General features: G+C 52.2%; 13 protein-coding genes. 4 read left to right on the top strand and 9 right to left on the bottom strand.

Translation table 11 applies throughout. The features are described from left to right. Positions 1–11: 11 nt before the first annotated feature. From ispU to rpsB, 6 genes are all read right to left on the bottom strand, one after another. Entirely contained in the window at positions 12–770 is a 759-nt protein-coding gene (gene ispU / locus DK872_RS17685) for a (2E,6E)-farnesyl-diphosphate-specific ditrans,polycis-undecaprenyl-diphosphate synthase (protein WP_035886484.1), read from the bottom strand. Positions 771–955: 185 nt separating this feature from the next. Next, positions 956–2152, bottom strand: a complete 1197-nt coding sequence (gene ispC / locus DK872_RS17680) for a 1-deoxy-D-xylulose-5-phosphate reductoisomerase (protein WP_035886486.1) — start codon at positions 2150–2152, stop codon at positions 956–958. 96 nt (positions 2153–2248) lie between these two features. Beyond that, positions 2249–2806, bottom strand: coding sequence for a ribosome recycling factor (gene frr, locus DK872_RS17675; RefSeq protein WP_007373226.1), 558 nt, complete (start codon positions 2804–2806; stop codon positions 2249–2251). Between the two features lie 149 nt (positions 2807–2955). Next, entirely contained in the window at positions 2956–3681 is a 726-nt protein-coding gene (pyrH, locus tag DK872_RS17670; protein ID WP_007373225.1) for a UMP kinase, read from the bottom strand. Between the two features lie 145 nt (positions 3682–3826). Beyond that, on the bottom strand, positions 3827–4678 hold the full coding sequence (gene tsf, locus DK872_RS17665) for a translation elongation factor Ts (protein ID WP_007373224.1): 852 nt from the start codon (positions 4676–4678) through the stop codon (positions 3827–3829). Between the two features lie 140 nt (positions 4679–4818). Further along, positions 4819–5544 carry a 30S ribosomal protein S2 gene (gene rpsB, locus DK872_RS17660; RefSeq protein WP_007373223.1) on the bottom strand — a complete coding sequence of 242 codons (726 nt, stop codon included), beginning with the start codon at positions 5542–5544 and terminating at the stop codon, positions 4819–4821. Positions 5545–5851: 307 nt separating this feature from the next. Here rpsB and map point away from each other — a divergent pair, with 307 nt between their 5' ends. The 4 genes from map (at position 5852) to DK872_RS17640 (ending at position 10841) form a co-directional block, all read left to right on the top strand. Beyond that, a complete protein-coding gene (map, locus tag DK872_RS17655; protein ID WP_007373222.1) occupies positions 5852–6643 on the top strand; it encodes a type I methionyl aminopeptidase in 792 nt (263 codons plus the stop codon). A 154-nt stretch (positions 6644–6797) separates the two neighbouring features. Next, on the top strand, positions 6798–9473 hold the full coding sequence (gene glnD, locus DK872_RS17650; protein ID WP_071920231.1) for a bifunctional uridylyltransferase/uridylyl-removing protein GlnD: 2676 nt from the start codon (positions 6798–6800) through the stop codon (positions 9471–9473). Positions 9474–9505: 32 nt separating this feature from the next. Next, on the top strand, positions 9506–10330 hold the full coding sequence (dapD, locus tag DK872_RS17645; RefSeq protein ID WP_007373220.1) for a 2,3,4,5-tetrahydropyridine-2,6-dicarboxylate N-succinyltransferase: 825 nt from the start codon (positions 9506–9508) through the stop codon (positions 10328–10330). A gap of 121 nt (positions 10331–10451) precedes the next feature. Then, positions 10452–10841: a DUF3461 family protein gene (locus tag DK872_RS17640; RefSeq protein ID WP_007373219.1), complete on the top strand. Its 390-nt coding sequence runs from the start codon at positions 10452–10454 to the stop codon at positions 10839–10841. Positions 10842–10883: 42 nt separating this feature from the next. Here the strand turns inward: DK872_RS17640 and cdaR are convergent, their stop codons facing one another. From cdaR to dgt, 3 genes are all read right to left on the bottom strand, one after another. Continuing rightward, positions 10884–12041, bottom strand: coding sequence for a DNA-binding transcriptional regulator CdaR (gene cdaR / locus DK872_RS17635; RefSeq protein ID WP_007373218.1), 1158 nt, complete (start codon positions 12039–12041; stop codon positions 10884–10886). A 159-nt stretch (positions 12042–12200) separates the two neighbouring features. Beyond that, positions 12201–13637: a serine endoprotease DegP gene (gene degP, locus DK872_RS17630; protein ID WP_035886488.1), complete on the bottom strand. Its 1437-nt coding sequence runs from the start codon at positions 13635–13637 to the stop codon at positions 12201–12203. A gap of 135 nt (positions 13638–13772) precedes the next feature. Then, positions 13773–15287 carry a dGTPase gene (gene dgt / locus DK872_RS17625; protein ID WP_072440174.1) on the bottom strand — a complete coding sequence of 505 codons (1515 nt, stop codon included), beginning with the start codon at positions 15285–15287 and terminating at the stop codon, positions 13773–13775. Positions 15288–15302: the final 15 nt, after the last annotated feature.

Genomic DNA, 15302 nt, shown 5'->3' with positions numbered 1-15302 from the left:
AGCTACCCCCATCAGGCGTTTTCGCCACCAGGCTCGGTGCCGCCGAAACGACGCTCTCGATTGGCAAAGGCATGCAGCGCACCTTCAAAGTCTTGTTCATCAAAATCGGGCCAAAGAACATCAGTAAAGTAAAGTTCGGCATAGGCAATTTGCCAAAGTAAAAAGTTACTTATGCGATGTTCTCCACCAGTCCTAATCACTAAATCAACGGGAGCCAGCTCATGCATGCAGACTTGCTTATTAAGCGTTCCTTCATCAATTTGATCCGGGCGTAACAGCCCTTCCTGCACTTGCACGGCTAATTGCCGGACTCCCTGAACGATATCCCAGCGACCACCATAGTTCGCTGCGATATTCAGCGTCAGCCCGGTATTCTGGGCGGTCAACGCTTCTGCTTTGCGGATACGCTCCTGCAAACGCATATTAAAACGACTGGTATCACCAATGATGCGCAAGCGCACATTGTGGCGGTGCAGGCTTTTTACTTCGCTATCCAGCGCCCACACAAACAGCTCCATCAGCGCGCTAACTTCCTGCGCCGGGCGATTCCAGTTTTCACTACTAAAAGCATAAAGCGTCAGTGCATCGATACCATTGTTGGCGGCAAATGAGACCGCGCGGCGAACAGACTTTGCTCCAGCTCTGTGACCAAAGGCGCGGAGTTTCCCCTGTCTTTTTGCCCAGCGACCATTGCCATCCATGATTATCGCAACATGGCGGCAGCCATGTGTTGGCAAATTTTCGCTTATCGGTTGGTTAACTGACAACATAACGCGTTTTAGTCCCTGAAAAGGATTTAGCGGTACTCAGGAATACAAAGCCCTTACGCAAAAAAGCCGCGTAAACCACGGCTTACACAATCCGCCATATCACAAACTGGCAATTTTGTGGCGCAGACTATATCACCGAAGCCTAACGCTAACAAATAGCACCGTTGCTCATGACTGTAATATCACTAGCTTGCGAGACGCATCACTTGTTTTTGCGCAGCCTCACGAGCTTGCGCATCGACAGCAAGTACATCATCAATACTCTGCGGCTCTCGCAAATCCATCTGCTCAAGCACAGACAGATTAAGGGCTGCGATATCTGTGAAACGGATTGCAGATGCCAGGAATGCCGAGACAGTCACCTCGTTTGCTGCGTTCAGCGCCGTTGTCGCTGCCTGCCCTTCATCGGAGGCATCAATAGCCAGCTTCAGACAAGGATAGCGAGCGAAATCAGGCTCTGCGAAACTTAATGAACTCAGTTTGCAAAAATCGAGGGCATTGACGCCAGACGGCACGCGCTCAGGCCACGCCATCGTATGTGCAATGGGTGTACGCATATCCGGCTCACCCAACTGCGCCAAAACACTGCCATCCTGATAGCGAACCATAGAGTGGATCACCGATTGCGGGTGAATCAGCACTTCCATCTGGCGGGCAGAGGCATTAAACAACCAGCGTGCTTCAATGTATTCCAGACCTTTATTCATCATGGTGGCGGAATCAACGGAGATTTTACGTCCCATTGACCAGTTCGGATGACGACATGCCTGATCCGGCGTCATTGCTGCCAAATCAGACAGCGGCGTCTCCCGGAACGGGCCACCAGACCCGGTAAGCAGAATAGACGAAACCCCATTCAGCTCAAGATCAGCGTACCCCAGGTTCTGCTGAATTGTTTCCGGTAAACTCTGAAAAATCGCGTTATGCTCGCTATCAACCGGCAAAAGCCGCGCGCCGCTCTCTTTCACCGCCTCCATAAACAGACGCCCGCAGGTTACCAGCGCCTCTTTATTAGCAAGCAAAACGGTTTTACCGGCGCGAATGGCAGCCAGTGTAGGCACCAGTCCGGCGGCACCGACAATCGCTGCCATCACCTGATCGACGCCATTTAGCGCGGCCATTTCGCAGGCGGCTTGTTGGCCACTGAGGACTTCCGTACGGCAGCCATGCTCACGCAGCGCCAGTTTCACTTGCTGTGCGCTGTGCGCGTCGTCCATTACGGCGAAACGAGGAGAGAATTCGAGACACTGCTCAATCATAAGGGCAACGTTCTTACCCGCGACAAGCGCAGTAACGGAAAAGCGTTCAGGGTTATGGCGAACCACATCAAGCGTGCTGCAACCAATAGAACCCGTTGAGCCCAGAAGGGTTAAATGCTTCATTAAACGCTCACAATGTTGCGAGGATAAAAAGCAAAACGCCGCCAGCAAAGCCACCGGAATGGCTCTCTGTACGGCGTTTTAGTCGGTTTTTTCGAATCAGAACTGCATCAGTTCTGCTTCTTTGTCCGCCAGCGCCGCTTCCACTTTTTTAATCGCGGCGTCGGTCAGCTTCTGCACGTCTTCTTGTGAACGACGATCGTCATCTTCACTGATTTCTTTATCTTTCAGCAGCGCTTTTACTTTATCGTTCGCGTCACGGCGGACGTTACGTACCGCAACACGCGCCTGTTCAGCTTCGCCGCGCACGACTTTAATCAGATCTTTACGACGTTCTTCCGTCAGCGCCGGCAGCGGAACGCGGATATCGCTACCCGCAGAGCTTGGATTCAGGCCCAGGTCAGAGGTCAGAATCGCTTTCTCAACAGCAGGGCTCATAGAACGATCGAACACGTTGATTTTCAGAGTACGGGAGTCTTCTACCGTCACGCTGGCCAGCTGACGCAGCGGAGTCGGCGTACCGTAATATTCCACAACGATGCCATCCAGCAGGCTCGGGGAAGCGCGGCCAGTGCGCACTTTGCTGATTTGGGTTTTGAACGCTTCAACGCATTTTTCCATGCGTACTTCAGCATCTTTTCTGATATCACTAATCACGTTACGGATCCTTGAAATCTTGTCGCAGACAGGCCATACGGCGGGTGTGCTAAGTATAGCCTGTTCAATTAATGGCACCGCGAAGATGCCAGAAAGGACTGCTTAATAAATTAAAGCGGAATCTTACCTTTATTTATTGCTTACGGGAATTATTCCGTAATCAATGTGCCTTCTTTTTCGCCCATGACAACGCGACGCAGCGCGCCAGGTTTGTTCATGTTAAATACGCGAATCGGCAATTTGTGGTCGCGAGCCAGCGTAAAGGCTGCCAGATCCATCACTTTCAGTTCTTTGTCCAGCACTTCGGTATAGGTCAGTTGCTCACACAGGGTGGCGGTCGGATCCTGTACCGGATCGGCAGTGAATACACCGTCAACTTTCGTCGCTTTCAATACCACATCAGCTTCGATTTCGATGCCGCGCAGACACGCGGCAGAATCGGTGGTAAAGAACGGGTTACCCGTACCTGCACTAAAAATCACAACGCGATTATTACGCAGCAGGCTGATCGCTTCTGCCCAACTGTAATTATCACAGACGCCATTCAGCGGAAAAGCAGACATCAAACGCGCGTTCACATAGGCACGATGCAACGCATCACGCATTGCCAGGCCGTTCATAACCGTCGCCAGCATACCCATGTGGTCGCCCACAACACGGTTCATCCCCGCTTTCGCCAGACCTGCCCCACGGAACAGGTTACCACCGCCAATCACTACGCCAACCTGAACACCCAGTTCAACCAGCTCTTTAATTTCCTGCGCCATACGGTCGAGAATACTTGCGTCGATACCGAAGCCTTCTGATCCCTGGAGCGCTTCGCCGCTAAGCTTAAGCAGAATGCGTTTGTAGACGGGTTTTGCATTGGTAGCCATGTTTCTTTCCTGAGACTGTCAACAATTGGACGGGTTTAATACTGGCGTATGATACGTCGCCTGCCAGCGCAAACACTAGTGTGCTGGCTGATTTTCAGATGAAGGGCATAAAAAGAAGCCGCCCTCAGGCGGCTCCTTTTAATGATTAAGACTGCTTGGACATGGCAGCAACTTCTGCTGCGAAGTCAGTCTCAACTTTCTCGATGCCTTCACCCACTTCGAAGCGAATGAAGCCAGTCACGTCAGCGTTGTGCTCTTTCAGCAGCTGACCAACGGTTTTGCTCGGTTCCATAACGAAAGGCTGGCCGGTCAGAGAAACTTCGCCGGTGAATTTCTTCATGCGGCCTTCAACCATTTTCTCTGCGATTTCTTTCGGCTTGCCAGACTGCATGGCGATATCCAGCTGAACCTGGTACTCTTTTTCTACCACTTCAGCGGACACGTCTTCCGGCTTAACGAATTCCGGCTTGCTTGCAGCGATGTGCATAGCCAGCTGTTTAACCAGCTCTTCGTCAGCATTTTTAGCCGCAACCAGAACACCGATACGTGCGCCGTGCTGGTAAGAGCCCAGAACATCACCTTCCAGAGAAGATACGCGACGGATGTTGATGTTCTCACCGATTTTAGCAACCAGCGCTACACGCTCTTCTTCGAACTGTGCTTTCAGAACTTCAACGTCAGTGATTTTGCCAGCAACAGCTGCGTCCAGAACTTTGTTCGCAAATGCCTGGAAACCGCCATCTTTAGCAACGAAGTCAGTCTGGCAGTTAACTTCCAGAATGATGCCGTAGGTGCCATCGATTTTAGTGATGATCACGCCGTCAGCAGCAACGTTGCCTGCTTTTTTGGCAGCTTTGATCGCACCAGATTTACGCATGTTCTCGATCGCCAGCTCGATGTCGCCGTTCGCTTCAGTCAGCGCTTTTTTGCAATCCATCATGCCTGCGCCAGTACGTTCACGCAGCTCTTTTACCAGGGATGCGGTAATTTCAGCCATTCTTTAATCCTCGGGAGAGATATGACCTGCACGGTTACAGGAACCAAACAGGCTTAAAAGTGAAAAAGGGGGCCATAAACAGGCCCCCTAACCAAACTCGGTACTACCTGCTCAATAAGGGGCTCAGAGAGCGTGCCTTATTATTCAGCTTCTACGAAGCTTTCTTCCGCCTGAGTAGCCAGATCCGAAGAACGGCCTTCACGAACGGTAGCAGCAACGGCATTCAGGTACAGGCTAACAGCACGGATTGCGTCGTCGTTACCCGGGATAACGAAGTCAACGCCGTCCGGATCGGAGTTGGTATCAACGATAGCAAATACCGGAATACCCAGGTTGTTTGCTTCTTTGATTGCGATGTGCTCGTGGTCGGCGTCGATAACGAACAGAGCGTCCGGCAGACCGCCCATGTCTTTGATACCGCCCAGGCTGTTTTCCAGCTTGTCCAGCTCACGAGTGCGCATCAGCGCTTCTTTCTTGGTCAGCTTGTCGAAGGTACCGTCCTGAGACTGAGTTTCCAGGTCTTTCAGACGTTTGATGGACTGACGAACGGTTTTCCAGTTAGTCAGCATACCGCCCAGCCAGCGATGGTTCACGAAGAACTGGTCGCAGTTCAGAGCAGATTCTTTCACCGCTTCGCTTGCAGCGCGTTTAGTACCAACGAACAAAATTTTGCCTTTACGGGCAGCAATTTTTTTCAGCTCATCCAGAGCTTCGTTGAACATCGGTACAGTTTTCTCAAGGTTGATGATGTGAACTTTGTTACGAGCACCGAAGATGAACGGCTTCATTTTCGGGTTCCAGTAACGGGTCTGGTGACCAAAGTGAACACCAGCCTTGAGCATGTCGCGCATGGAAACAGTTGCCATGATTAAAACCTCTATATAAAAGTTGGGGTTATGCCTCCACGTATCCCATATTACCGACCCCGAAGGGCACCCCGGAATATGTGCCGATACGTGTGTGTTATTACACAAAGTGAGATTTGTGGCTCACGTCCCAAAACAGGAACGGAGTCCGGCGCGCTTTATACCACAAAATGCCGCAGGAAACCAATAGTTGTTGACGCAGAGTGCGGTTACTGATTCTCAATTTGGCACAAGCCTCGCCTGACTGTTACCATTGACAGCACTAACCTGGTATAGTCGAAAAATTCGACGCTGACGGACCCATTCCATGGCTATCTCTATTAAAACTCCTGAAGAAATCGAAAAAATGCGCGTCGCCGGCCGTCTCGCCGCCGAAGTGCTCGAAATGATCGCACCGCACATCAAACCGGGCGTCACCACCGGCGAACTGGATCGCATCTGCAACGACTACATCGTTAACGAGCAGCATGCAATCTCTGCCTGCCTCGGTTATCACGGCTTCCCGAAATCCGTGTGCATTTCTATTAATGAAGTGGTTTGCCACGGCATTCCGGATGACGAAAAACACCTGAAAGATGGCGATATCGTCAATATCGACGTGACCGTCATCAAAGACGAATACCACGGCGATACGTCCAAAATGTTTATTGTCGGCAAACCGACCATCCTGGGCGAGCGCCTGTGCCACGTCACTCAAGAGAGCCTTTACCTGGCGCTGCGCATGGTGAAACCGGGTATCCGCCTGCGCACGCTGGGCGCTGCGATCCAAAAATACGTTGAAGCGCAGGGCTTTTCCGTGGTGCGTGAATATTGTGGTCACGGTATTGGCCGTGGCTTCCACGAAGAGCCGCAGGTTCTGCACTATGATGCAGACGACGGCGGCGTTGTGTTGCAGGCCGGTATGACTTTCACGATCGAACCGATGGTCAACGCTGGTGATTATCGTATTCGCACCATGAAAGATGGCTGGACGGTAAAAACCAAAGACCGCAGCCTGTCGGCGCAATATGAACATACCATTGTGGTGACCGAAACCGGCTGCGAGATCCTGACACTGCGTAAAGATGACACCATCGACGCGGTGCTGACCGCCGCCTGAGTCGGTGCGCTTCAGCTACCTCAACGGTCCGCTCTGCGGGCCGTTTTTTTTTGCCCTTTTTGCGCCAGCGTCATAGATATAAACGACTTTTCATTTCTTACCATCTCTTTTAATTTGTCTCTACATAACCCCGCATGCCGAATGGGTGGCGATAATGAGTAATCTCTCTTCCGAACAGTTTGTCAGTACAGTACAACCCACCCTTCCCGGCCAGCCGGCGTATCCTGGTGCCTGGTCTCAGGACGAATTGCAGTGCGCCAACATTAAAGCGCACATTGACGCCTTTCAGCAGTGGTTGGGGCACGTTTTCGACGCAGGCATTTCCGCGGAACAACTGATTGAAGCCCGCACCGAATTTATCGATCAGCTTTTGCAGCGCTTATGGCTGGGGTACGGTTTCGGTGAAGTCGGCGATATCGCGCTGGTTGCGGTAGGCGGTTACGGTCGGGGTGAACTGCACCCCTTATCGGATATCGATCTGTTGATTCTCAGCCGTAACAAACTTCCCGATGAGCAGGCCCAGAAAATCGGCGAGCTACTGACGCTGCTGTGGGATGTGAAACTGGAAGTCGGCCACAGCGTACGCACTCTGAATGAGTGTTTGCAGGAGGGGCTATCGGATCTCACGGTCGCCACGAACCTGATTGAATCGCGGCTATTGATTGGCGATGTCGCGCTGTTTCTGGAATTGCAAAAACACATCTTTAGCGATGACTTCTGGCCTTCCGAAACCTTCTTCCCGGCCAAAGTGGTGGAGCAAAATGAACGCCACCAGCGCTATCATGGCACCAGCTATAATCTTGAACCGGATATAAAAAGTAGCCCCGGAGGGCTGCGCGACATCCATACATTGCAGTGGGTCGCTCGCCGTCATTTTGGCGCAACATCGCTGGACGAAATGGTCGGTTTCGGCTTTTTGACCGAAGCCGAACGCAATGAGCTGAATGAGTGTTTGCACCTGCTGTGGCGGATCCGCTTTGCGCTGCATCTGGAGCTAAATCGCTACGACAACCGCCTGCTTTTTGATCGGCAGCTCAGCGTTGCCCAACGTCTGAATTATGTAGGCGAAGGCAATCAGCCGGTTGAACATATGATGAAAGATTTCTTCCGCGTCACGCGGCGCGTCAGCGAACTGAATCAGATGCTGCTGCAACTCTTTGACGAAGCTATTCTGGCGCTGACTGACGATGAAAGGCCGCGCGCGATTGATGATGAGTTCCAGTTGCGCGGTACGCTGATCGACCTGCGCGATGAGACGCTCTTCATTCGCGAGCCGCAGGCGATTTTGCGCATGTTTTATATCATGGTGCGTAACAGCACGATCACCGGGATTTACTCCACCACCCTGCGCCATCTGCGTCACGCGCGTCGCCATCTGACGCAGCCGCTGTGCTATATCCCGGAAGCGCGCTCAATTTTCCTCAGCATGCTTCGCCACCCCGGCGCGGTCAGCCGCGGGCTACTGCCGATGCATCGCCACAGCGTACTGTGGGCTTATATGCCGCAGTGGTCGCACATTGTTGGTCAGATGCAGTTTGACCTGTTCCACGCCTACACCGTGGACGAACACACCATCCGCGTGCTGCTGAAGCTGGAGAGCTTCGGCAAAGAAGAGACGCGCAATAAGCACCCATTGTGCGTGGAGCTGTGGCCGCGCCTGACGCACCCGGAGTTGATACTGATTGCAGCATTGTTCCATGATATCGCCAAAGGTCGCGGCGGCGATCACTCGGTGCTCGGCGCGCAGGATGTATTGAAATTTGCGGAATTACATGGGCTGAACTCGCGGGAAACCCAGCTCGTTGCCTGGCTGGTACGTCATCACTTGCTGATGTCGGTCACCGCCCAGCGCCGCGATATTCAGGATCCGGAAGTGATCAAACAGTTCGCCGAAGAGGTACAAACGGAGAACCGTCTGCGCTTCCTCGTCTGCCTGACCGTCGCGGACATTTGCGCCACCAATGAAACCCTGTGGAATAGCTGGAAACAGAGCCTGTTGCGCGAACTCTATTTCGCCACCGAAAAACAGCTGCGCCGCGGCATGCAAAACACACCAGATATGCGCGAACGTGTGCGCCACCATCAGTTGCAAGCGCTGGCGCTACTGCGGATGGACAATATTGATGAAGAGCAACTGCATCAGATCTGGGCGCGCTGCCGCGCCAACTATTTTGTTCGCCACAGCCCAAATCAGCTTGCCTGGCATGCGCGACACTTATTGCAGCACGATCTGAGCAAACCGATGATCCTGCTGAGCCCGCAGGCAACGCGCGGCGGTACCGAGATCTTTATCTGGAGCCCGGATCGACCGTACCTGTTTGCCGCCGTCTGCGCCGAACTCGACAGACGCAACCTCAGCGTCCATGACGCGCAAATCTTTACCACGCGCGACGGCATGGCGATGGATACCTTCATCGTGCTGGAACCGGACGGCAGCCCGCTCTCCGCCGATCGTCACGATGCTATCTGCTTTGGGCTGGAACAGGCGATTACCCAGCACAGCTGGCAGCCGCCGCAACCGCGTCGCCAGCCAGCTAAATTACGCCACTTTACGGTGGATACTGAGGTGAATTTCCTGCCGACACACACCGACAGAAAATCATTCCTGGAATTGATTGCTCTTGATCAGCCAGGCCTGCTGGCGCGGGTCGGTCAGGTGTTCGCGGATCTGGGAATTTCGCTGCATGGCGCCCGAATTACAACCATTGGTGAGCGAGTAGAAGATTTATTCATAATCGCAACTGCCGACCGGCGTGGCCTTAATAATGCGCTGCAAAAGGAGGTACAACAACGGTTGACAGAGGCCCTCAATCCAAACGATAAAGGGTGATTGATTTTTTACACTGATGGAAAGAGTAAACAATGCAGCAGTTACAGAACGTTATTGAAGCGGCTTTCGAGCGTCGCGCAGAGATCACCCCGGCAAATGTGGATACCGTAACTCGCGAAGCGGTAAATCAGGTTATTGCCCTGCTCGATTCCGGCGCACTGCGTGTCGCAGAAAAAATCGAAGGCCAGTGGGTCACTCATCAATGGCTGAAAAAGGCCGTTCTGCTCTCTTTCCGCATTAACGATAACCAGGTTATCGACGGTGCGGAAAGCCGCTACTTCGATAAAGTACCGATGAAATTTGCCGACTATGACCAGGCGCGCTTTCAGAAAGAAGGTTTCCGCGTGGTTCCGCCAGCAGCGGTTCGTCAGGGCGCATTTATTGCCCGCAATACTGTGCTGATGCCGTCTTATGTGAACATCGGCGCATATGTTGATGAAGGTACGATGGTGGATACATGGGCGACCGTAGGTTCCTGCGCGCAGATTGGTAAGAATGTTCACCTCTCCGGCGGCGTCGGTATTGGCGGTGTTCTGGAGCCATTACAGGCAAACCCGACTATCATTGAAGATAACTGCTTTATCGGTGCGCGTTCAGAAGTAGTGGAAGGCGTTATTGTTGAAGAAGGTTCGGTTATCTCGATGGGCGTTTATATCGGCCAGAGCACGCGAATTTACGATCGTGAAACTGGCGAAGTGCATTACGGCCGAGTGCCGGCTGGCTCCGTGGTTGTTTCCGGCAATCTGCCATCTAAAGATGGCAAATACAGCCTGTACTGCGCTGTAATCGTGAAGAAAGTTGATGCCAAAACCCGTGGCAAAGTAGGTATTAACGAACTGCTGCGCACCATCGACTAAGTCTTTCCCTCTCCCTGTTTGGGAGAGGGTGATATATCCCGCCTTTTTTGCATTTTCATGTGGCAAAAATAGATTTTTTCGTTAATTATTCATAGGTTATGTTGAGCTTAAGGGTACCGCTATGTACGATAATCTGAAAAGTTTAGGCATCACCAATCCTGATGAAATCGATCGCTATAGCCTCCGCCAGGAAGCGAACAACGATATTCTGAAAATCTATTTTCATAAGGACAAAGGCGAGTTTTTTGCCAAGAGCGTCAAATTCAAATACCCCCGCCAGCGTAAAACAGTCGTCGCCGACGGTGTAGGACAAGGCTATAAAGAGGTGCAGGAGATCAGTCCTAACCTGCGTTATGTGATTGATGAACTGGATCAAATCTGCCAGCGCGATCGCACTGAAGTCGATCTGAAACGTAAGATCCTTGACGATCTACGCCATCTTGAAAGCGTAGTGACCAATAAGATTAATGAAATCGAATCCGATCTTGAGAAACTGACCCGCAATAAATAAGTCCATTTTGCCGGGTGGGGTCTTCCCTCTCCCGGCAAAATATCAGTGTTGTTCATCCAGTTGCAGCGCCACGTACAGCAGCAACCTGTCATCGAAATTGCCTAAATCCAGCCCCGTCAGTTCAGAGATACGATTCAGACGATATTCCAGCGTGTTTCGGTGAATAAACAGCGCTTTCGATGTTGCCAGCGGTTGCACATTATGACGAAACCAGGCCGCCAGCGTACGGCGCAGTAACCCGTTGTTGTCCATCGCTTTTAAACGAGACAATGGACGCGCCAGTTCATTGGCCTGCCAGCCGCCACGCAAACTGTCGAGCAGCACCGGCAGCATTAAATCCTGGTAAAAGTAACTGCGGTTTTCCGGCATACGCTGTTTACCCACCATCATGGTGGTACGCGCCGTACGATACGATCGGGCAATGCTGCCCGGCCCGGTAAAATAGTTGCCCAGCGCGACACGAAAGCGCAGCTGGCCATTCTCTTTCATACGGGTAATCAATTGTTCTACACGTTTGCGGTGATCTTCCGCATCCCAGCGACCAAACTGATTGAGCGCCGGTTTCAGCACCACCATTTCAGTCAGTGAGACAATCGCAATCAGGTTGTTGCGTTCCGGTGTCGTCAGCGCATTTTGTAGCTGTTGTAGCTCAGCCATTGCGCTATCCACACCCAACTGGCCGCTGTCCACTTCCACCACCGCAACGACACGCGGCTGATTTAAATCTATGCCGAGGCGCTGCGCCCACTCAGTTAACGCCGGAGTGTGCTCTTCAGCCTGGATCAGATTCATCACCAATTCTTCACGCAGGCGGCTATCCTGCGCCAGCAGATGCATCAGACGAGACTGTTCCAGCATCATTTCGGCAGTCATACAGACCAGTTCGCCATATTTACGTAACGTTTCCGGTTCGCCGGTCAGACCGATAACGCCAACAATTTCCCCTTCAAGGCGCAGCGGCAAGTTGATGCCCTGGCGTACGCCATGCAGATGGCGGGCAACCGCGTCATCAATATCGACAACACGCCCCTGGGAGAGAACCAATAGCGCGCCTTCGTGCAATTCACCAATTCGTTCACGATCGCCACTACCGATGATGCGACCGCGTGCATCCATGACGTTAATGTTCGTATCGATGATGCGCATCGTCCGCGCCACGATATCCTGTGCCATTTTAGTATCAAGATGCCAGCCAGCCATGTAACCCTCCCCTGTGCAGAGCCCAAGCATATGGGAGAAAGTCCTGGCAATCACTGTGCAAATGCACAAAGCAACATTCGGAAGTATGGAGTTGTGGAAGGCTTCACAAAACGGGAGGAGAGCCCTCTTCCCCGACATGGAGGAAGAGGGTCTGGCAGATTACTGCATCAACAGGTAGATGGAAGTATCACCACGCTGAATGTTCAACGCCAGTACGGAAGGTTTGCTGTCGAGAATTTTGCGCAACTCGGCGATATTTTTCACCGGCTGTTGGTTCGCGCCAACAATGACATCACCTTTTTTCAGGCCAATCTGCGCCGCCTGGGAGTTGGCTTTCACCGAATTCACCACCACGCCGCCATCTTTGCCTTTATTGCTCATTTCCGCGCCATCAATTCCGCTGAAAATAGTGCTGGAATCAACCTGGTTCTGGCTGCTCTGCTGCAGTTCCAGCGTAATGTTCACCGGTTTGCCGTCACGCAACATGCCCAGTTCAACTTTGCTGCCAATCGGCATTGAACCCACTTCAGCACGCAGTGCGGCAAAGCTGCTGATAGGCTTGCCATTAAGCGAAGTAATCACGTCGCCCGCTTTCACACCCGCTTTCGCGGCGGCAGAATTCGGCATCACCTGGCTAACAAACGCCCCGCGCTGCGCATCGACTTTCATCGCTTTTGCCAGCTCAGAGTTCAGCTCGGTGCCCATAATACCCAGTTCTCCACGGCGAACCTGACCGTACTGAACCATCTGCCCGGTAAGGTTTTTCACCATATTACTTGGGATGGCGAAGCCGATACCGATGTTGCCGCCGTCCGGCGCAAGGATCGCGGTGTTGATACCAATCAGCTCACCGTTCAGGTTCACCAGCGCGCCGCCGGAGTTCCCGCGGTTGATCGCCGCATCGGTCTGGATAAAGTTTTCATAGTTCTCCGCATTCAGACCGCTACGGCCCAGCGCGGAAACAATCCCGGAGGTCACGGTTTCGCCCAGACCGAACGGGTTACCAATCGCCACGGTGTAATCGCCCACGCGCAACGCATCAGAGTCGGCAATCTTAATCGCCGTCAGGTTTTTCGGATCCTGGATTTGAATCAGCGCGATATCAGAACGCGGATCTTTACCCACGACTTTGGCGTCAAATTTGCGCCCATCGCTCAGTTGTACCTTGATAGTATTCGCGTTATCCACGACGTGGTTGTTAGTAACGACATAGCCTTTCGCTGCGTCAATAATCACTCCGGAACCCAACGCCATAAATTTCTGCTGCTGGCTATCGGCGCCGCCCTGACCATCCTGGCCGCCGCCCTGGCAGAACGGCGAGCCCTGGAACGGTGATCCATCCTGGCAGAACGGTGAATTATCACCGAAGAACTGCTGGAAGTTGCGCGGCATACGCGGTGTGTTTACCGTGGTGCTGCCTTCAACATTGATACTCACGACCGATGGCATAACTTTTTCCAGCATCGGCGCGAGGCTTGGCATTTGCTGCGATGTGGTCGCTGAAGATGCTGTTTCCGCTGCCATAGCCGACAGAGGGGACAGCGCTAAACTTAAACTCAGAGCCAATGCACTCATTGCTAACGTGGTTTTTTTCATGTCTCTCAATCTCATTACCGATTAACGCAAACTGCTGTGTATGTGTCACTCAGAGTCGATTTATAGCCTGAAGTTCAGGAATCAAGTGTCTGGAAAAAGTAAAAATTTATTGGCTGTCTTTACAATTCAAACACGTTATTCCACGGCCATCATCCGTCTATATTCATCCCATGAATATAGATCTGTCATACCGCTAATATAGTCCTGGATTAATCGACAACGGTGATAATACTCCAGCACCGGATACGCCAAAGCATCGGGCGATAATTTGCTGACCGCCTCGACATACGCGAGCCGGTGGCGCGTCGAAAGTTTATGAAACAGGCGCGATTCAATCGGGAAACGACGCAAACGTTCTTTTTCCACCAGCTCGGTAAAATCCGCCAGTGATAATTGCAACAACGGGCGGTAAATTTCCAGCAGCCCGCTAATCACGCGATAACCCTGTAATTCCAGTTGCTCGACGTCCGGGTGGCTGAACACCTGTTTAATGGCGACATTTTTATATAATTCAAGTAGCTGGCTGAAGTCGCTATCATCTTCCAGCAAAGCATGGTTGAATTCTCCGCTGAAAATCTGCGGCAGATTATCAATAAATCGTTGTGCGGCGTAGGGCACCAGTTTATTCAGCGTGTTCACACGCAAATACATGAAGAACTGATCTTCTGCGCTGCGGCTCATAGAATTAACACGGGATTTGTCCCACGCATTTTCGACAACCTGAGCAAACAGCGATCCTTTTTCATGCTCGCCCCAGGCATCATAAAGATGCTGATAAAGTTGCTCGGCAGTGAAAATACGTTTCTCAACGGCATCTTCCAGATCGGCGACACAATAAGAGATATCGTCGGCAGCCTCCATTATCCACGTCAAAGGGAAGCGGCTGTAAATATCGAGATCTAATTCTTTACGTAAGCGCGCAACATACGCTTCCTCGGAAAAATAATAACCCGGTTTTTTCATTAAATAGCTGTGCGAAGCTGGCGGTTCTCCAACCCACCACGCCGGACGGGTATATTTTAAAATACAGCCAACCTGTGCCCAGGTCAGATTCATGCGCATTAATGTATGCACCAGACGAATACCCTGCGCATTACCTTCAAAATGGCTTAAATCGTGACGAACCTTGCAGCGCAGCGCGTTAAGTTCATCTTCCCCTTCGCGCAGACGTAATGCCACCACTTCGCAGCGATCGTCGGATGATGGCTGTCCGACAGCGTCATCCGGTGATAAACGCTGACGGAACCAGTCATTAATGGCCGCTTCGCCAAAATGACCGAATGGCGGGTTGCCGATATCGTGCATCAGACAGGCCATTTCGACGATGCTCTCGAAGGGCCCGGTCAGTTCATCCAGGCCATAAGTTTCCAGCAGGCGCTGCTCTTTCAAACGGCTGAGGATCTCTTTGGCGATATAGCGCCCCACTTGCTGTACTTCCAGCGAGTGCGTCAACCGCGTACGAACCGCCGCATTTCGCTCCAGCGGGAAAACCTGAGTTTTTTGCTGCAAACGCCGGATAGCGGGAGAGTTGATGATCCGCCCGCGATCGCTTTCAAAAATACGCAGAATTTCACGTTCGGTTTTCACGCCCTGCGGCGAACGATAGCGGCGGCGCCAGTTTATCTTGTTGCGAAAATCGATCTCTGCCATTTCCTCTCCTGTGCG

Origin of the sequence: Kosakonia sp. MH5, from assembly GCF_009935945.1 — a bacterium.
Classification (GTDB): domain Bacteria; phylum Pseudomonadota; class Gammaproteobacteria; order Enterobacterales; family Enterobacteriaceae; genus Kosakonia; species Kosakonia radicincitans.
The sequence above is the reverse complement of the archived record's forward strand: the minus strand, read 5'-3'. Positions and strand labels throughout refer to the sequence as shown.